Consider the following 19,184-nt stretch of genomic DNA (forward strand, 5'->3'; position numbering starts at 1 on the left):
CTACACCCCTTTCAGCCTGTCAAAATAAAACGACGGCATATATTCATCGTTAAAAAACTCGATATTCTCTACTCCCATTGCCTGTAACTGCCGCTTAATTTCACGGTAATAAATATTACAGATAAAAACCCCGCAATCCTCCGGCAGGTCTTTCATCGCCCCAGGCGGTTTCACCTCAAGGCCGCAGAATACCGTCCCCCATGTCTTTTCATTATTATCGCAGGTAAACAACGGCGGGTATTTCTCCCCGTAGCATTTCATATAATTCCGGCACATGTTCCCTGCGCCGAACAGCACAATCTTCCGGTACTTCTTCAGCAGGTTCTCAATCCCTATCTGCCATTGGAAATAGTCTGCCGTCGCCTTTGCAAGCCTTAGAAGGGGCGGACGCAAAAGCGGGGAAAATGTAACTACCGTGTCAAAGGCATCCAGGATTAACTGCCCGTCAAACCCAATCTCCCTAAGCCCACGCAAAAGCCGCAGCCAATCCGTCCGCGGCTTTCCAAAGCAAGCGCAGGTAAACGGAAGCAAAGAGCCTTCATTCTGCCCGTCGCAATCCCTTAAAACCACTGCTTTAAGCCGATCCCCTAACGCAAGGGTGAACTCATACATATCCTGCCCGCACAGGCTCAACACGCCCACGTCCATGCAGAACCCGAAACGCTCCTCACCGGCTTCCCGGTTTAGCCAATCCAGCCACATTGCGGCTTCCTCACCGTCGGAACAAACGCTTCGCACCATCCTGCCATTCCGGTTCCGGCACTGGTTCTCAAGCAAAACCATAACACCGTTTTCACGGGCCATCTCTGCCAGCCCCAGGTAATACTTTCGGTTTATCCGCCATTCTTTTTCTTGTATATCGTCTGCATGTCCAACAATCCCACGGCTGAACTCTTCGCCAGCCGCATATCCTCCGTAAGCAGCATCTCCCTGGGAAACCGCATCCGATCTGTAAACCGTATCTGCATATAACGGACGAACCACAAGATAACCACAGCCAATCTCCCCGCAAAAGCGGATACATTCCTTCTGAATCTCGGTAAGCCTCCCCGCCAAATCCTCCCGCTTCGTATCCCGGGGCAGGCAAGGCGCCTGGGCGACCGGGATTCGCAGATGGTTCCGGACACACTCCCCATGCATTTTTACAAAAAAGTTCCGGACCTCTTCCGGATGCTCCGAAACAGGAAGAAACAGCCTGTCTGCCTCCCCTTCCTCATCCTTGCGAATCTCTCCATAATGTTCCAGCTCATAACTGGAACAAGACATATCAAACTCTAACGATGTATTCTGAAAACCGGCGTCCAACATATCCATAACCCCTTGTCCGGGACGAAACGGATTCACGATGCCGGCAGATGAACAGATGATCTCCATATGCCAATCCCTCCTACTCTGTAAATCCTGGGTAAAACTCAAGCTCCGCTCCAAGCGTCCGCAGTTTCCTCTGCAGCCAAACCGTATCAGAAACTTCCCTGTCTTCCATTCGCAAAAACAAACATCCAAATTTTAATTTTCTCCACATCTGGATTTCATTCAGTGAATCCACGCCAACGGGAACCGCCCTGTCCACATACTTACATTGGCGCACGATTTCCAACCGCTCCTTAAAAGCGACCTCCGGGATTCTGTTTTCTGTCATCTCAATCCATTCATCCGTATATACGCCTACCGACAGACACCGGCTATGCCCCTTGCAATATTCCAGCAGCTTTAAATCACACATTCCAAATTTGTCAAACTCTCCCGCTATATATCCGTGTTCATACTTTCCGTCTGCCATGGGATTTGACACCCGCTCCCCCAGTAATGCATCTATTTCCACATTAAAAATCCGAAAACTGTCTGCTCCAATCCCCATATTCTCTAACTGGCTGACAATAGGCTCAAAATCCTTCACTGCGATAATCACCCGGTAGGTTCCCTGCATAAGCCTGGCTATCGTTTTAGGGGACTTTATTTCAACATCGCCGATTCGTTTTCCCCATTTCCCCTGATTATTATCAACAATAAAAACCGGCGGAAAATCTCTTCCATATTTATACAAATAATACTCCATTATCTTTCCCGCCCCGAACAAAATAATCCGCCTGCTGTCCAGCTCAGAAAGCGGGTTAAAATATTCCCTCTCTCCTCCCCCTTTCTCCAGCATTCTCCTGTTTTTCGCTACCACGTCAAACAAATATCTCAGCCATTGGAAAAAACCACTGTATACATTCCTTCTCCTAAGCTCCGTCTGGAACCGTTCTTCCTCCTGTGCAAAATATTCCCACGTCACCGTAAGCCCGTAGCGTTCTTTCATTGCATCTAACGGAAGCATATCGTTAATTTCCGGCGAGAAATGATAGATATCTTTCAATGCCCGGAACATTACGTAATTCGCCGGACAATTCTCTTTGGTAAACTCCTGGTCATAAAATAGGATTTCCCCTTCGTTCCAAAAACTGTTTACAGGTATCATCTCAAGATATGCCTGTTCCAGTATCACTCCCCAATCCACATCCGGCGCCTGTTCGAGAAAAACATTCTTCTTTGGCGGCGCATGTCTTGATGAGCGTAAGATATCATCACGCAGCCTGTCCATGCATTCTACAAACAGCTCTGTATCTTCCTGCACAATTTCCTGAAGATGTTTGGAAAAAGATTGATAGCCAATATACGGCATCACCGCCCGTCCTTCTTTTTCCTCTATCTTTAAAACAGATATTCCTCTTTCAGCCAGTTTACAGGTATTATGGAGCAATTGCCTAATCCCTGCCCTGCCTTCGTCATACAGAGGAATCTTTTCAACAACTTTGTTTTTCATAATATTGGTTGCAAACGCCCTTGTGCGGGCGCGTTCTGCTGAAATCGACGAGTATGCCACCTCACTGCACGGTCCATTCCCCATTTCCACCAAAAAAGAATTAGAAAAAAAATACATAACTCCATTCTTAGTCAAACGTTCTACCAGCGGCCACTCATCTAAAAGCCGGGACGTTTTGTGGCTGACATAAGTGTGAAGACGCTCTCTCATATCCGGCCCCGGCGGATAGTCATCCGTATATATCATCTGAGTATGGTGATGATCTGGCACGGGATAGTATATTTTTGCATACGGAAATTCCATACTGCTTACAAATGACAGAAGCTCCTGCCTGTCAAAACGATAAAGGCCAGAATTATTCTCCGTCATCCCGTCAAACCGAACTTTCGTGTTTGGGTCGGGTTCTCCGCAAAAATATTTGATTCCAAATCGGTTCGGCATCGCCGCTAATATTCTTCCGTCTTTATCCAGAACTGATTTTGCGGCGGTGAGTATTTCTTTGTATGCATTAACATCCGGAATGATATCGAACTTTTCATCAACGGCAAATATGACATAGTTGTATTTTTCATTACATTCTCCGCAATACTCTGCTATGTTTCGTTGTACAATCTTTAAATCCGCAAACTCCCTGAATCTCTTTCCTGTCATATGGGCGCGATATGGGTCTGGCTCCACAACCGTGACCGTCTGACAGCGTGAGCATAGCATTTCCGTAAATGCGCCAAACCAGCTTCCTATTTGAAGAACCTTTCCGGATTTCTCGAAAGGATACCACCCAAACAGCCCATTTGGCAGCTCGCTCAGATAAAAAGCCGCTTCCAGCCGTTCGTCTTTCGATAATACATCGCTAAATTCATTCTTTTCATGATTTTCAATATATTCTCCAATCACCTGATCCATCTCACAAACTGGCTTCATGTATCTTCTCCGTCTTCATTCTGATTGCCGCCTGCAGCATTGTAGAACTGGTGCTTTCCGTGTATGGGAAAAATTCCAGTTCCGAACCCAGCGACCTCAGCCGACTCTGCAGCCACATCCAATATGGCTCTCCCTGATGGTCGCTTCCGGAAAACAGGCACCCATACCTTAAGTCTTTCCAAGCATCTACTTTATTCGTATTGTGGAAATCCACGGCAATGACCCGATCCACATATTTGCACTGTCTGACAATTTCCAGCCGTTCTTCAAAAGGTATGAATGGCTTCTTGCGCTTATCCTGCTCTGTAAGTTCATCTGTCAGAACCCCCGCTACCAGATAATGGCACCGAGTCTTACAATTTCTGAGCAAATTCAGATGCCCAATATGAAATAAATCAAACACCCCCGTCACATATCCCATATGGTACTTCCCGTCAGCGATTGGCTGAAATAATCTGCCGTGTAACAGCATGTCCATCTCTCTGTCAAAAATCCGGTAGTCCTCCTCACCAATCCCCATTCCGGCAAGCTGTTCCACAATCGGCTCAAAATATTTTACTGCAATTACAATCCGATACGCTCCGCGTACAAAACCGGTGAGCATATCCGGATTTTCAATTTTAATTCCGTTTTTTTCACTGCCCCATTTATCCGCATCATTATCCACAATCAGCGCCGGCGGGTACTTATCGCCGTATTTTTCCAAATAATGCCCCGCCATCCCTCCGGCCCCAAAAAGGATAATTTTTTTACCGTTTAATCCGGAAACAGCGTCAAAACAGTTCCTCTCCTCTATACTATCCATATCTTACCTTTCCCCCGCCAAGAATCTATCCCTTACGCAGCTTCTTTACCTGATTTGCAAACAATGGCCTGTACATTTCCTGGAACTTCGCAAGACTCTGTTCATAATTACGAAAATATTGATAATCATCTTCATCCAGTACATAATTCCGCCACGGGTCTATGTAAATTCTCGGTAATATATTTTCTTTTATCCTGGTAACATGGCTGCACAATTCAAAAACCAGATCATACTCCGAAAGATTATATTCCTCTAAATGAAAAGTTACCCTAATTTTAATGTCCTTTTTATGTTTCATCAAATATCTGAATACATTATTCAGACCGCTATAATCTTCCCCAGTATGCCTCCTCATATAAATAATCACGGATTTCGATTCGGCAACTCTTCCTGCAAGCCTGTCCGTTCCTTCTACATAAGGGACGATTTTCCCATCCGCCGCTTTTCCGGTGATTCCATGCATAAAATCATCCAAAGCGTTCCAGGAAGTTAAGACGGTTCCATATTTTCCTTTATTCATTGCCGCATAATTTTGGGAAAAAAATTCTCTGGTAATTGTCTGGTAAAAATCCTCCAGCTTTTCTTCCGGAAGGTATTTTGTATAAAATTTATAACGATTCCTGTTGACATAGTAACGGAAAAACATATTCCGGAAATCTCTGTCAGAAAAATCATGATAAGCCTTGGCAAACCCATTCACTACGACTTTATATCCGGCATTCCAACATTTGGCACACCATTCCACATCATCCCAGTAAATAAAATTTTCTTCCGGGAAACCGCCGAATTTACGTACCGCTTCTGTCCGTGCCATCACCGTACAGCTTGCGACATAATCACATTCCAGAACCGCATTTCCTGAAAGCTCCTCCAACCCGGCAATGACCCCGCCCATAAAATAATTTTCCAGATCCAGCCTTCCGCCGAGATCCTGGATTTTATTGGGATGCTGCATGCACAGAATCTCCGCCCCGCAGATACCGGTATCTTCGTGCGCTTCCATATACCTGTACAGATGTTCCACGGCATGCTTATCCAGAAAAGCATCATTATCCACTAGCATAAAATATTGGTATCCCAATTCCAGCGCCATACGGATTGCCCTTCCAAATCCGCCGGAACCTCCAACATTCTCCTCATTTTCTATAATCGTTATCTCTTCACCGAAACAATCTCTTAATTTCTCTACCGAATCATCCGTAGACGCATTATCCACTACCAGGATATCAAGTTCCTGGCAGGTCTGCTCCCTGATGGATTTTACACATCTTACCACAAACTCTGCTTTATTATAATTGCATATAAATACGCCGATCTTGTTCATAGCTGTTCCTTTCTTTCCAGATACATCTTACCGGATATACTTTATTAAATATGAATTACCTCTGCCCGAATTCCTTCTTGTATAAGCTCTGTGCAATACTCCTCCAGGGCGTCCTGCCCTACTCCTTGGCTTTCCCACATCGGCCGATTCAGCGTCTCGTATTTTTTCTTTCCTAAACTATGGACAGAAAATACCTGAACCGGGATATCCGGATATTGCCTTAGGAATTCCAGAAGCTTCTTTTTATTATCCTCTGTAAATGTATATTCCGGACAACAGGGAATCCGAAATTGTCCAAGCCTGCCGCTTTGATATGCCAGCTCCACATTGGCCTGGTAAATCCTTGTATCGCCGCCAAGCACATTTTTACATAATTCCCTATCCAGAATTTTTATATCCGCTATAAAGAAATCAATATATGGCAGCACAAGCCGAAGCTTTTCCGAAGGTACAAACAATGCCGTCTCCACCGCTGTATGTACCTGGTGTTTTTTCAGCTCCTTCAATGCATCCTGCAATGCTTCTGCCTGCATCAACGCCTCTCCTCCGGAAAAAGTCACTCCACCCTCGTCATCCCAGAAATCCTGGTCTTTCAAGAGGATTTTTACTAATTCAGAAGCAGAATACTCTTTTCCATATACGCCTTTCATGCCGTCTTTCTCATAGGTTTCCGCCTGGAACCGCATATTTTCCGGATTGGAACACCAGGGACAGTGAATGCTGCACCCTTTGGTAAAAACGGTAGTACGAATCCCCGGTCCATCCTGGAAACACATTCTCTGTATGTTCGTAACCAGTAATTTCTTATGCATCACGCAGCGCCCTCGTTCTTCAATGCACGTTCGATCAATACATTCTTATATTCTTCCGGAAGATCTTTAAAATATGCGCTGAATCCCCACACCCGCACAATCAGGTTTGGGAAATCTTCCGGATGTTCCCGCGCCTCCAAAAGCGTCCTGCTGCCGACTACGTTCATCTGCATTTCAAAAAATCCCTTTTTAATACAGAGCATTAGAAAATCAACGAATTTATCCCAATTCTGACTAATGAATTCCGGGTTGACCATCAAATCTGTCACGTTTCCGTTAAATCTTCCTTCGCCATATTCCAATAGTGATACAAAATTTATAATCTCTGTAAAACCGTCATTCTCCTCATTTGAAATGTGGACGATAAATGGTTCTCCGCTTCTGCGCCCGTCAAAGGACGCGACAAACTCCCTTGCCGCATCCAGGTAAGCGGATCCGCTCAGTCCCACCTTCAGCCTTCCGCCCAGGTAAGAGCGATATTCCTTCAACTCTTCTGCCGCACACGAAGTTATCTTGTTAACAAGCTCAATTACCTCCGGCCTATCGGTCCCCCAGCCAGACGGTTTTGACCTCAACTCTGCCCGGACATCCTCTTTTCCTTCAAAATCCAGAAGCGTCATCTGCTTTACGTCATATAAAGAATATTTTTTACATTCAAAAACATACTCTTTTATATTCAGGAGGGCATTCACCGCATTTCCCATCGCAACAGACGCTATCCCTACATCGTGATAGCGGGCGCCTCCCCAGGAAACATCTTTTTTATTCTTATAACAATCGTCTGTAAAGACAGACAGCAACGGGTCATACTGGAAACAACGCATGTTCAAAACCCTTTTTATCTCGTTGATATTCTTTTTCAGATATACCAGGTATCTCTCTAACAGTTCGTCAAAAGATTTCACATTTTCCAGGCGTTCTCTTCTGAGCAGGTTATCCAAGGCTTTTAAGTAATTCAGTACGTTCATATTATTCACGCTGGAACTCTTTCCGCCTATCAGAGGTTCCCAGCATGCGGAGGTCGTATATTCGTACGCATCTGACTGTTCTATTCCAAATTCAATTAATTGGGGAATAACCACGTCGTCATTTGCCAATAACGGCGCCCCAATTCCGGTGGCAATCGATTCCAAAGCAAGCTCTATCAACGGTCTGGGAGTATTTGCATTTACCCGAAGCAAACATTTGGGATCCGGCAGTTGTACTTCTTTCATTGCCTCAATAAATAAATATGTCAGATCATTACATATATAGCTGCCATTCATATCGGATTTCCCTAACACAAATATTTGACCGGTATCTCCCATCAATACATTGCTTTTATACTCGTAATTTTCGTGAAGTACCCTATATACTTCTTTTAAAATTTCTTGTACCTCTTCTCTCCTAATTTGTCCTGACTCTATATCTTTTTCAAAATATGGATACAGATAAGTATCCCACGCCCCCAGCCCGGTTAGTTTATGATCCGTCTGCCAGAACATCTGATTTACAAACAGCATTCTTTGAACTGCTTCTTCAAAATGTACCGCGGGTTGATCTTTCATCCTCTCAAACCATTTTATTTGTCTGTCCATATCAAACCTGCACTCTTTCAGCCTTACAATAATGCGGTCTGCAAGCTCTGACATACTGTCCAGCGTTTTATTATAACTTTCGCAAAATTCATTTGTAATCTCCGCCTCCGGATATTTTAACTGTTTCAAGCCAAAACTCAGTATTTTTTCATATGCCGGGGACAGGTTCTCATATGGCATCCCTCTGGTCGTATCCATCAGGTAATCCGTATCAATAAAATACACGAACCTTTGCTCCTTAATTTGAATCTCCATGTTTCGGCATATCAAAGAAAAAATCTCATCATAACTTTTATCTATTCCATCCTCTTTAAATTCTTTTGAAATCTTTCTTGCAATCATACTGCTCCTCCATTACATCTCAAATATTGCGTCTTTGATTGACAACGTCCTGATTTCCGGCACGAATTTTGCCAACATTTTACACATTTTGTCATATGTGTTAGAAAATGTCACCACCACCACGTCAACTTCATCCATCTCGTCCAAATGTGATATGGTTATAACTGGAATCCCATCAATGGCATGTATCCCTTCCCCATTCCGGTCCACAAAATATTTTACCTGAATGTCTGACTCTTTTATTTCTTCATACAACAACCTTCCCATATCACCTGCGCCATATATTGCGATTGTTTTATAACCGCATTGGTGAAAATAATCTACAAAACTTTTATTTGCATTTCTGTTTTCTAACCACCGTTTTGCTACCACAAAATTCATCCACACTGCGCTCTCAGTAATCACATTATTTTTCTTATCGTCTATATCAATCATATTTATCTCCTCCAACGAATATCTCTGCGCTTCTCAGATGGAATCCAGCGAAATAACAGACTGAAATCCATAACTCTTCAATACTTCCAACACCGGCTGCTGCGTAACCTTTTTCATGGCTACAAGAACCACTGCCTCCGAATGAAATTCCTTTAAATCTTGGATTCCATATACCGGAATCCCTTGTATTTCTTTCGGCATATCAGACTTTAAACTGGTCACTGCAAATCCAATAATCTTACTCTTATCAGACAGCTTTCCTAATAATTTTTGCCCATACATTCCTGCCCCATAGATGATAATCCTTTCTGCATTGTCTATGATTTTTTCTGCGCCGATTTCAGGCAGGCAATGGTTCATCGTATATGCTTTATATTTATATTTATTCAGGTAATCTATGTTCGTTGACTCAAAATATGCCTCTGGGTTCCTCATAATCTGATGCAGCAATTCCCAGTCTCTCTCCGGCCACAAACTCTGCTCTGCATACCCGGATTCATAGTCCTGCACGAATTCTTCTCTCATCCGCTGCAAAAAAGCATACTGGTATATGGAATCTATCCTGTAATAATTCCCTGTATAATGTGTGAATTGTTCTCTCAAGATAATCGGCATCATGGATTCCAGCCGCTTCTGTCTAATATACTTCTTGATTTCTCCAAACTCATCCATAATGCAGAATACTTTTTTCGTTGATTTTACGGAAGAATTTTCGTTGTCGCTTCGGTAGCATAGATATGCTTCCGGCACACAGACCATTTTTTCAGTTGAAAGCAATACTTTATACCCAAAAGAAACATCCTGATAAGAAGCCCCCGGCGTTGCATGAAACATAATCCCATTTTTTTCCAAAAAATCTTTTCTATAAAGAGCGCTCCATATGCTGGGGATGATCTTCCAGATTCTTTCATGGTCTTTGGGGTTCAAAATTTTGTGGTATGGAATCCCGTTTAATATTTCTTCATAGTTTAACCCAGAACTTTCGGAAAAGGAATGATAGTTAGACTTTACGACATCGGCGTCTGTTCTCTCCGCTTCCCGAAGAAGACTGGAAAACATATCCGGAAGCACATAATCATCACTTTCTACTATTCCGATATACTTTCCTTTTGCCCTTGCAATCCCTCTATTCATACTGTCTCCATATCCTGTATTCTCTTTTGAGATTACTTGTACCCTGGGGGCACGGGAGGAAAATTCATTTAATATGCGCGAAGAAGAATCCGTCGAGCCATCATCTACGCAGATTACCTCTATGTCCTTCATGGTCTGGTTTAGCAGGCTGTTAATACACTGCTCCAAATATTTTTCCACATTATATACCGGTACAATAATAGACACTAACGCCATTTCTACTCCCTTCATTGGAACTATAGCTTTCATTACAGTGTTTCTTTGGATATAATACTTCTGTATATATTCATATTTCGCTCTGCACAACTTTCGGCATCATGAAATTTTGACGTATAAGGAACGGGATATTTCCTGCTTTCAAAGAGTACGCAGATATAATGTGCTAACACTAGAGGTTCATCATATGGATAAAAAAAGTTATCTCCCCCAATATTCTGCTCACTATAAACGCCTCCAACAAATGACGCCACCGTCGGAACCCCCAGTAATTTTGCTTCTTTTAATGAATTCGGCGAGTTTTCAACCGTTGACGGCAATACGAATACATTCGCTTTTAAATATTGACAAACCATCTGATTTTCATCTAAGCTCCCACAGAACGAAATCCGCTCCGTCAAACCAAACCTTTCCATAAGCTCGATGATATATTGGGAATACGGATTCTTCCCTTTTGTATCCCAGGCATTGACCCCCGCAACATATACATGGGTATCCGGGTATTTCCGGATTACCACAGGAAGGGCTTCTAACAGGTAATGGAATCCCTTTATGGGGTACGACGCCTGGCTCACAAAGATGGAATGTTTCTGGCAAGCTCCATAGTCCCAGCATCCCGCATACTCATAAAAAATATCCCTTAATATTTCATTGCAGAAATGATATTGGACTTTGGGGTTGATTGCTTCGGCACACGCCCTGTCCCAATCGGTTCTGCCGATTACATGCCGTGTCAGTTTCAGGCTTTCCACCTCACATTTTCCCCGTTCCTCAAACCGGCGATATTCTTCTTCCATACTGATTCCGCATTCTATTTCCCTCTCTCTATATTCCTGCGGTATCCCAGCCATATAATGTTTGGAATAAACTGATACCAAGCCCTGGATATTCACTACCGCCCTCTCTAACATCCCTTTCCTTTGACACGCCAGCAGCATCGCCGTCGTATGGGGATATTCAGTCCCCCAGATATGAACCAGGTCCGGACGGCTCTTCTCCAAAATATCTTCAAATGTTTGGATTAACTCATCGGTATACGTCACCGCATCCACATCATATAAAAACGTATAATAGTCATGCCCCTTACACGTGCCTTCTTTTAACCGGACCTTATCTATGATTGGGAAGCACAGGCTCACCTCTGTCCCCTCTTCCTTCTCCATCCCGTGGAGCATCCCGGTCATCCATCCCCCAAAGTTGTTCCTCTTAATCCCAAATTCCTGGCTGAAATCAGGCAGCACAATGTTGCACAGCCATAGTACTTTTTTCTTTGCAATCAAACCATTTGCCAAAGCCTTCATCTAATGCCCCCATCCCTGCAATTCTTCCTGTATATAGGCAAGCTCCAACAGCCTTTCTTTTACCTGCCCGACTCCCAGCCTTTCGGTATTATCGGATGTAAACGCGTCCAGGTTCTTCCAGTCTGTATTGCCATAACGAAAATATTTATCATAGTTCAAGTCCCTCCGGTCGCACGGAACCCGGAAAAAATTCCCCATGTCAACCGCATTCGCACACTCCTCATTTGTGAGCAGCGTCTCGTACATCTTTTCCCCGTGGCGGATGCCGATGACCTGGAACGAATGGCTGACGCCAAAAATCTCTGCCGTCGCCTCTGCCAGATCGCCAATCGTACAGGCGGGCGCTTTCTGCACCATGATATCCCCGGTTCTGGCATGTTCAAATGCAAACAACACCAAATCCACCGCCTCCTCAAGGCTCATGATAAACCGGGTCATGGCGGGATCGGTTATGGTCATCGGATGCCCTTGCTTTAACTGGCTGATGAACAGTGGGACCACAGACCCCCGGGAACACAGGACATTTCCATAGCGGGTACAGCAGATGCTGGTTTTTTCCTGGGGTACGGTCCTGGATTTCGCAACCGCGACTTTCTCCATCATGGCTTTTGACGTCCCCATGGCGTTGACCGGATATGCCGCTTTGTCCGTGGACAGGCAGATGACTTTCTTTACCCCTGCTTCGATTGCCGCCGTCAGGAGGTTTTCTGTCCCAAGGACGTTGGTTTTGATCGCCTCTACCGGGAAAAATTCGCAGGAGGGAACCTGTTTCAGCGCCGCCCCGTGGAAAACGTAATCCGTGCCGTATATGGCGTTCCGGATGCTCTGGATTTCCCGGACGTCCCCGATATAGAATTTTAGCTTCTCAAAATACTGGGGGTATTTGGCCTGGTATTCGTGCCGCATATCGTCCTGCTTTTTTTCATCCCGGGAGAAGATACGGATTTCTTTGATATCGGTTGTGATAAAACGCCTTAAAACCGCATTCCCAAAGGAGCCTGTCCCTCCGGTGATGAATAGAGTTTTATTTTTAAAGATACTTGTCTCCATGGATTCTTCTGCTAACCGTTCCCTTTCAATTGATTGTAAAATATCTGTCCGATATGCATCGGGTTGGATGGATGCCGGATTGCCCTTTCGATTTTCCTGTAATCTTCTTCCTCTTTTTCGTACCGTAAGAGGGAATCTAACAGTTCATAGGCAAAATACATTTCGTCGGTTTCTTCTATGGATTCCCGAAGAAGCAGTTCCCTCATCCCGGATAGGATGCGGCTCTCTAATTCTTCTTCCCTGTTGTCTGACTGAGCACAGGCAGATACCACAGCGTCCGGGACTTTGCATAGGATATGTTTCAGTTTTTCGCTGGATGTCATGGGGCAATTTATGGCTGACAGTGAACGGATCTCCATTGATACTTGCCGTAACCTGAAATTTCCCAAGACTTCCCGGTAGCTTTCCTCCGGAAGCCCCCATCCCTGGAACATACTTTTATACCTAACGTATATTTCATTGAACATATCGTGTTCATAGGGATAATATTTGCCGACCGATGCGTTCATGGATGGCTGCTGGTAGATTAAGTAATCATAAACAGGCTCTTTCAGTATCAGCGCAGATTTGACGTCTGGCGCTATGCTGACGTTGAACAGCGCGTCCGCCCCGTACACGTCGTTCCTGAACCTGTGCTTTTTCATGATTTCGCTGCGGTACAGATTTGCCTGGTTATGTGCAAGGAGGCTGCCGTAAAAATATGGCCAATGTTTCCTTACCTCCCTCTCGTCCGGATAGTAGGCTTCTTCTTTTACGTGGCGGTCTGCCCTGCCTTTGTTACAGATAAGAATGTTCTGCTTTTCATCGCATACATGGGTGAGGACGGTTGTCCAGACTACGTCCGGCCTGTATTTTTCTGCGCTGTCAGCCATCTTTTTTAAACTGCCTTTGCGCAGCCTGTCATCAGAGTTCAGGATATAGATATATTCTCCTTTTGCCTCTTCGATCCCCCGGTTAAAGCTTGCGTATATCCATTGGTTCTCCTGGTGGATCACCCGGATGCGGCCGTCGCGTTCTGCCATTTCGTCTGCGGCTGCCGGCGTTCCGTCGGTAGAACCGTCGTCGATTATGATCAGCTCAAAATCGGGATAGTCTTGCACCAGGATGCTTTCTACCGCCATTGGGAAATAGGTCTCGTTGTTATATACAGGCATTATGATACTGATTAACATTTCTTTTCCTCGTCTCTTTTATGTCCAAAAACATTGCGGCAGTTCCTGGCAGGATATTAGTTCTGTATCCACCGTCCTGATTTTCTCCGGACTGACGCCTTTCTTTTCCAGCCCATTCTTGACTTGTGCCGCCAAATCGCTCCTTAACAGCCCTATCACAAGATAGTCATAATCCAAAGTATTTATGGTTTCTATATCGTTTACAGGAAATCCTTCTTTTTGATAAATCCGGTGGTTCTTGTCTACCCAGGCCGCAATTTCATAGAAGCCGCTTTGCTCTGCAAACTCATAAAGCGCCCGCCCAAAAGCCCCTGCCCCATAGAGGATGATCCTGCTTCCCCGGCGGACATCCCGGAACGGATATAAATATTTTTTCTCCCGGAAGGTTCCGTACCCTCCCACCAGCAGAGAGAAAATGACCACCCATTCCAGTTGTTTATGAAGCTTTTCCGAAGCGTTTCTTTTTTTCAATTCAGACGTCAGAAAACGATACAAATATTTTTCTGACTCAAAATTACTGTTTCCGTGGCTGTGCATGAGCGAATCCTTGTTTTGCCGGTAATCGTACAGGCATTCATCCAGGCAATAGACATATTTTGAATCCAGCAGCGACAGCATATGGCAGGAATAGTCTTCTGAAAACCGGATTTTTTTATCTACTGTGCGGAATATTTTTTTCAAGATTTCTGCCCGGTATAAATTGGCCGCCAGCCCTAACGGCATGTTTGCCCTGTAAAATACATCTGGGTCGATCAGGTTTTCCGCCATATATGCACCGGGATATTTTCCCTCTTTCCATCCTCCGATTACGCCGATGTCCCTGCCTTCCAGCTTCTTCTTGATTCTGGAAATCACCATATCCACTCCATGCTCCTCCATTGCCCGTATGAGCTTCTCGCAAAGCAGCCTGTCTACTGAATCATCTGCGTCAATGAACATCACATACTCTCCCTCTGCGATTTCTAACCCTAGTTTTCGGGCGCTGTTCGGACCTCCGTTTTCTTTCCTTCGTCCTTTTACTTTCCCATTTTTACCGGCATACGAACGGATGCGTTCCCAACTGGCGTCGGTTGAGCCGTCGTCGATCAGAATTAACTCATATTGGGAGTATGTCTGTTTTAACACGCTCTCCACACATTCCTCTAAATACGGTTCTGCATTATATACCGGTATGATTATGCTAATGAAGCCTTTTCTTTCCATCCTGCCGCCTATCGGTTAAACCTTTCTTTTATTCCTGTTTTCTCATATCCCAATTTGGAGTTACCCGGCATATTTTCTGTCTGTCGATTCCAATTTCTACTAACATGTCCTCAATCTCGTCTGCTACAGCCGCGTTTATAACTGCTAAGATGAGTTTGTCAAACTGGTACTCTGGAATTTTTTCAGGCGGAATGACACCGTCTGTTTCTGCTTTATCTGACCATGCCAGGATTTCACAATATTGTTTGGACATGAACAGTTCTTTCACTGCTTTCCCAAACCTCCCTGCCCCGTATAAGATAACCTTGTCATGCCGCTTAACATCCTGGAATGGGAAAAGGATACCGTTTTCCAGTCGAACTATGGATTCAGGGGCGGACATGCATGTGAAAAAGGCCGCTACCTGGGATAATTGTTCTCTGATATTTTGTATTCTTTCTTCATTTTTGGAAATACACCTGTTGAATATTTCCTGCATGATTTCCAGACTTTTCTTATGTGCCGCAGACGCCCCCATGATAGAGTCGTCCCGCATCACATAGTGATAAAAGCATCTTCCGGATACGGCTATTTTTTTTGATTCAAAAAGATAGGGGTATACCACGTCCGCATCTTCCCCGACTTTGGCGTCTGTAGGTACTGCCATTTGGTATTTTACTAATACTTCCCTTCTAAATATCTTATTGGTAATATGCATGTTAATTTTTGATTCAAAAAAGTGGCTTGTATGAATGACATGATGTAATAACTCGTGCAGCTTTTCTCCTTCATAGACGCCTGCTTCTATTTTCTCGTTTTCCACCACAGTATGATTGGCATAATCGCGGATTAATCCGCTGGTCACTAAATCTGGGTTATGGGAAACGGCTATTTCCATAAGGGATTCATACATTTCCTTTCCGATCCAGTCGTCGCTGTCAACATATGCTATATAATCCCCGGAAGCAGCCCTTAAACCTGCCTGCCGGGCGCTTACCAGGCCGCCATTGTGTTTATGTAATACGGTTATTCTGGAATCTTTTTTCGTCCAGCCATCACAAATTTCTCCGCAATGGTCTGTGGAGCCGTCATTTACAAGGATGATTTCTATATTTTTGTATGTTTGGCTAACTACGCTTTCTATGCATTTGTCAAGATAATATTCCACGTTATAGATAGGGAGTATGACTGTCAGCAAAGGGCCTTCTATTTTATCTATCATTCTTCTGTCCTTTTCCAAACTGCATTATTTTCAAAAGTATACCCAAGGGCACACCGTAATACATGCCCTGCGGGCGGGTGGACTTCGTCCAATAAGGTATATCCTTTCATATCAGGTTCTTGCAAAATGGCAAATTATTTAAAGTTTCCAACACTTCTTCTCTGCCATCTATCAGACACGGCCAGATATACATATTATCAAAAAATTTCATTTCCTCTATTGAATGGATTGGATACCCAAGTAATGTCTCCATTCCATCTTTTTTCTTTGTAACAATGAACCCATCTATATTGATACCCCAACGCATTAACACAACAACTGCTTTCACTGCTTCGGCTCCCGCCCCATAAATGTATAGTTTATACCCGTTATGAAATAATTCATTTATCTTGTTTTTTACAGTATATTCATAATAATCAATACTCCAAATAATATACTCGTCATGAAACTCTTCTAATATATGGGCAATAGAATGACCCGAAGCACTTCTTAATTCCTCCAAACCGTCTTCAAACTGTTCAACTGTATATCCACACCCAAAATTAACTCCAAAAAATCTTCTTACAGCCTGCATATATTTTGTATGCAAATGGTCAGAAAACCTATTTTTTGAGTAATCGTCAAACTTTGTAAAATAACTTACTATATCTTCAATATATTTGGATGCAAGCGTCTTATCCTTACGATATTTTTCATTCCAGGAACCGCTGGCAAATTCTCGATATACACTCCACGCTCCATTAATAAAATACAAATCCCCTTTACATGCCATATATGTGCGTAATCCTTCATCGACCGTAGCCGCCTTTAGTTCTGGTTGTTCCTTTATATAATCGGTCCGTCCAAAAAAGGATGCAGTTGGATACCAGCCTTTTGTGGTACATATAATATCTTTATCCTCTATATAACCAGATGGATGATTAAATACATTGAGCTGCAAAGAATCTGTTTCTTCTCGATATACCAGTGCATTATGATAACACAAGGAAATATTCGGATTCGCCTCCATAAGTTCATATTGTTTTTGTAATTTTCGACCATAAATCCAAAAATCGTCGCCTTCACACAAAGCTATATATTTCCCTTTTGCTAATGGATAAATAAATGTCCGATAAATTTCAATTCCTTGAGAATATTGATTTTCCTCTTGAAGAATCAATGTTATTTTATCCGGATATTTATTCTTATATTCCTTTAATATCTTTCTTGTACCATCTGTAGACGCATCATCATGAATTAAGATTTCGTATTCAAAATCTCCTTTTTGCATCATAAAACCCTCTAATGTTTTCCTGACATATTTCTCATGATTATAGGTTTTACAAAGTATTGATATATCCACCACTTTTTCTTTCTCAAACAATATCTACACTCCCATATATACGCTTCACAGCTTATTAATATATTTCAATCTATCTGCAATTTCAGAATCATTTATAATATCCCAAACAGGTATTATCTCCCCTCGTATTCCATTCTCCTCTAACTTTTTATATATTTCTGATACACCATTAATCGGCGTAACTATAACTGAAATCTTTTTAGTTTCTAATTCTTTTACTTCCTTTATGTTATATACAGGAATCCCTTCAAAATTCCCACTTTCTTTATAACTGTCTATAATACATAGCGGTAAGATATTCCGTGCTCTCATCTCTTTCACAAGCGCATAGGTCAAATTTCCCATTCCATATATTACAGGATTACATTTTCTTGAAATTGTCGAAATTACTTTATCTGATTCATCCAAGATTTTAGTTAATATTTTCCACTTAAAGTCTGCCAATTGAAACGAGGTAACTCTCGGTCTGACAGCATATAGTACTGTTTCATATTCTGCCAAATCATAATGCCGCAAATATAATTCATATTCCGGATCTAATTCCAGAATATATCTGGGTATTTCTATAATATCTTCATTTTTGTGGTAAACACAAATTGCTAAATCCGGCTTATCCTTTAAAATGGTATTTCGTGCGCCTTTTAGCGCCTCTAATTCTGCCCCTTCTATGTCCATTTTAATAAAGGATACTTTGCCCTCCCCCCGTCCATCAAAAAAATTATCAATGGATGTAGCTTCAATTGTTGTCTTTCCATATTCAGAAAGATGCGACGAAGTTCCTTCTCCTCCCGAAAAACTTAATTTTTCATCTCTGCTCCATAATCCTTTATTTATAAACTCTACCCTATTGTCATCATCTAAATACACTTTTTTAGCATCTATACATTTTTTATAATTTAATGTATCCGGCTCAAAAGCATATACTTTTTTAAATTCCGAATAAATATTCATGAAATGACAAGTATTTTTCAAATCAAAACATCCTCCGTCAACAAATACTTCGCCGCCTGATGGACGCCTGATTATATTCATATCAAAATATTGTACTCCATAAATTTTTTCTTTAGATGGATAACTAAAAATACGCTCTTCTTCTATTCCTAATCCAATCAACTGCTCTTTCATTTCTTCACTAGCTTTCTCACCTAGTAAAATAAATAATGCAGTTGGTTCCTGACTACAGGCATCCTCAACAGACAACACTGGAATTCCTTCAATAATCGTTCCTTGCAATTCTTTTTTATTGTCGCAATAGGCAATTAGCGTCCCAACCGTATATCCTTCAATAAAAGGTTTATATATTTTACCTCTAAAACCAGCTCCAAAAATAATAACTGGCTGTTCTTTAGAATAACGATTCCGCTCTTTCAAAAGTGTATAAAGACTATGCTCTCCATCATCAGGTTTTCGGATAGCTATTGAATACATGCTTTCTTTGTCTTGGTTAGAAAGGCTATATTGCAGCCTTTTCAAAAAAATAAATCTTGATTCTTCATCTTGCAGTTGTTTGTAAATTTTTTCAAATTCTGACCACATAAAAATAATC

At 42.7% G+C, this 19,184-nt stretch carries 15 protein-coding genes; all 15 read right to left on the reverse strand.

What is annotated here, in order from left to right:
- Positions 1-1,374, reverse strand: coding sequence for a sugar phosphate isomerase/epimerase family protein (locus tag AC6I3O_RS24640; protein WP_497853148.1), 1,374 nt, complete (start codon positions 1,372-1,374; stop codon positions 1-3).
- Between the two features lie 13 nt (positions 1,375-1,387).
- A complete protein-coding gene (locus tag AC6I3O_RS24645) occupies positions 1,388-3,724 on the reverse strand; it encodes an SAM-dependent methyltransferase (protein WP_497853149.1) in 2,337 nt (778 codons plus the stop codon).
- The gene (locus tag AC6I3O_RS24650; RefSeq protein WP_497853150.1) at positions 3,708-4,529 is read right to left on the reverse strand and encodes an FAD synthase family protein; all 822 of its coding nucleotides are present in this window, start codon (positions 4,527-4,529) and stop codon (positions 3,708-3,710) included. Before AC6I3O_RS24650 ends, AC6I3O_RS24645 begins: the two co-directional genes overlap by 17 nt.
- 25 nt (positions 4,530-4,554) lie before the next feature.
- Positions 4,555-5,853, reverse strand: a complete 1,299-nt coding sequence (locus tag AC6I3O_RS24655; RefSeq protein WP_497853151.1) for a glycosyltransferase family 2 protein — start codon at positions 5,851-5,853, stop codon at positions 4,555-4,557.
- Between the two features lie 44 nt (positions 5,854-5,897).
- Positions 5,898-6,665 (reverse strand): 4Fe-4S cluster-binding domain-containing protein, encoded by a 768-nt coding sequence (locus AC6I3O_RS24660; protein ID WP_497853152.1) that lies wholly within the window; start codon positions 6,663-6,665, stop codon positions 5,898-5,900.
- Positions 6,665-8,584: a pyruvate formate lyase family protein gene (locus AC6I3O_RS24665; RefSeq protein WP_497853153.1), complete on the reverse strand. Its 1,920-nt coding sequence runs from the start codon at positions 8,582-8,584 to the stop codon at positions 6,665-6,667. The genes AC6I3O_RS24660 and AC6I3O_RS24665 overlap by 1 nt, the downstream gene beginning before the upstream one ends.
- 12 nt (positions 8,585-8,596) lie before the next feature.
- The gene (locus AC6I3O_RS24670) at positions 8,597-9,019 is read right to left on the reverse strand and encodes a nucleoside-diphosphate sugar epimerase/dehydratase (protein WP_497853154.1); all 423 of its coding nucleotides are present in this window, start codon (positions 9,017-9,019) and stop codon (positions 8,597-8,599) included.
- 33 nt (positions 9,020-9,052) lie between these two features.
- Complete coding sequence (locus AC6I3O_RS24675; RefSeq protein WP_497853155.1) at positions 9,053-10,402, reverse strand: glycosyltransferase; 1,350 nt, start codon at positions 10,400-10,402, stop codon at positions 9,053-9,055.
- Positions 10,402-11,670 carry a glycosyltransferase family 4 protein gene (locus tag AC6I3O_RS24680; protein WP_497853156.1) on the reverse strand — a complete coding sequence of 423 codons (1,269 nt, stop codon included), beginning with the start codon at positions 11,668-11,670 and terminating at the stop codon, positions 10,402-10,404. The genes AC6I3O_RS24675 and AC6I3O_RS24680 overlap by 1 nt, the downstream gene beginning before the upstream one ends.
- Positions 11,671-12,720, reverse strand: coding sequence for a polysaccharide biosynthesis protein (locus tag AC6I3O_RS24685; protein WP_497853157.1), 1,050 nt, complete (start codon positions 12,718-12,720; stop codon positions 11,671-11,673).
- An 11-nt stretch (positions 12,721-12,731) separates the two neighbouring features.
- On the reverse strand, positions 12,732-13,892 hold the full coding sequence (locus AC6I3O_RS24690) for a glycosyltransferase family 2 protein (protein ID WP_497853158.1): 1,161 nt from the start codon (positions 13,890-13,892) through the stop codon (positions 12,732-12,734).
- An 18-nt stretch (positions 13,893-13,910) separates the two neighbouring features.
- Entirely contained in the window at positions 13,911-15,095 is a 1,185-nt protein-coding gene (locus tag AC6I3O_RS24695) for a glycosyltransferase (protein WP_497853159.1), read from the reverse strand.
- A 28-nt stretch (positions 15,096-15,123) separates the two neighbouring features.
- Entirely contained in the window at positions 15,124-16,296 is a 1,173-nt protein-coding gene (locus tag AC6I3O_RS24700; RefSeq protein ID WP_497853160.1) for a glycosyltransferase family 2 protein, read from the reverse strand.
- Positions 16,297-16,402: 106 nt separating this feature from the next.
- The gene (locus AC6I3O_RS24705; protein WP_497853161.1) at positions 16,403-17,659 is read right to left on the reverse strand and encodes a glycosyltransferase family 2 protein; all 1,257 of its coding nucleotides are present in this window, start codon (positions 17,657-17,659) and stop codon (positions 16,403-16,405) included.
- Between the two features lie 24 nt (positions 17,660-17,683).
- A complete protein-coding gene (locus AC6I3O_RS24710) occupies positions 17,684-19,174 on the reverse strand; it encodes an FkbM family methyltransferase (protein WP_497853162.1) in 1,491 nt (496 codons plus the stop codon).
- Between the last annotated feature and the right edge of the window lie 10 nt (positions 19,175-19,184).

The sequence above is a fragment of the Sporofaciens sp. St.21A7 genome (assembly GCF_059728535.1).

Bases quoted from the DNA above. Each gene is read 5' to 3' on its own strand.
- AC6I3O_RS24640 (WP_497853148.1), bottom strand. From the start codon at position 1,374: ATGGAGATCATCTGTTCATCTGCCGGCATCGTGAATCCGTTTCGTCCC.
- AC6I3O_RS24645 (WP_497853149.1), bottom strand. From the start codon at position 3,724: ATGAAGCCAGTTTGTGAGATGGATCAGGTGATTGGAGAATATATTGAA.
- AC6I3O_RS24650 (WP_497853150.1), bottom strand. From the start codon at position 4,529: ATGGATAGTATAGAGGAGAGGAACTGTTTTGACGCTGTTTCCGGATTA.
- AC6I3O_RS24655 (WP_497853151.1), bottom strand. From the start codon at position 5,853: ATGAACAAGATCGGCGTATTTATATGCAATTATAATAAAGCAGAGTTT.
- AC6I3O_RS24660 (WP_497853152.1), bottom strand. From the start codon at position 6,665: ATGCATAAGAAATTACTGGTTACGAACATACAGAGAATGTGTTTCCAG.
- AC6I3O_RS24665 (WP_497853153.1), bottom strand. From the start codon at position 8,584: ATGATTGCAAGAAAGATTTCAAAAGAATTTAAAGAGGATGGAATAGAT.
- AC6I3O_RS24670 (WP_497853154.1), bottom strand. From the start codon at position 9,019: ATGATTGATATAGACGATAAGAAAAATAATGTGATTACTGAGAGCGCA.
- AC6I3O_RS24675 (WP_497853155.1), bottom strand. From the start codon at position 10,402: ATGAAAGCTATAGTTCCAATGAAGGGAGTAGAAATGGCGTTAGTGTCT.
- AC6I3O_RS24680 (WP_497853156.1), bottom strand. From the start codon at position 11,670: ATGAAGGCTTTGGCAAATGGTTTGATTGCAAAGAAAAAAGTACTATGG.
- AC6I3O_RS24685 (WP_497853157.1), bottom strand. From the start codon at position 12,720: ATGGAGACAAGTATCTTTAAAAATAAAACTCTATTCATCACCGGAGGG.
- AC6I3O_RS24690 (WP_497853158.1), bottom strand. From the start codon at position 13,892: ATGTTAATCAGTATCATAATGCCTGTATATAACAACGAGACCTATTTC.
- AC6I3O_RS24695 (WP_497853159.1), bottom strand. From the start codon at position 15,095: ATGGAAAGAAAAGGCTTCATTAGCATAATCATACCGGTATATAATGCA.
- AC6I3O_RS24700 (WP_497853160.1), bottom strand. From the start codon at position 16,296: ATGATAGATAAAATAGAAGGCCCTTTGCTGACAGTCATACTCCCTATC.
- AC6I3O_RS24710 (WP_497853162.1), bottom strand. From the start codon at position 19,174: ATGTGGTCAGAATTTGAAAAAATTTACAAACAACTGCAAGATGAAGAA.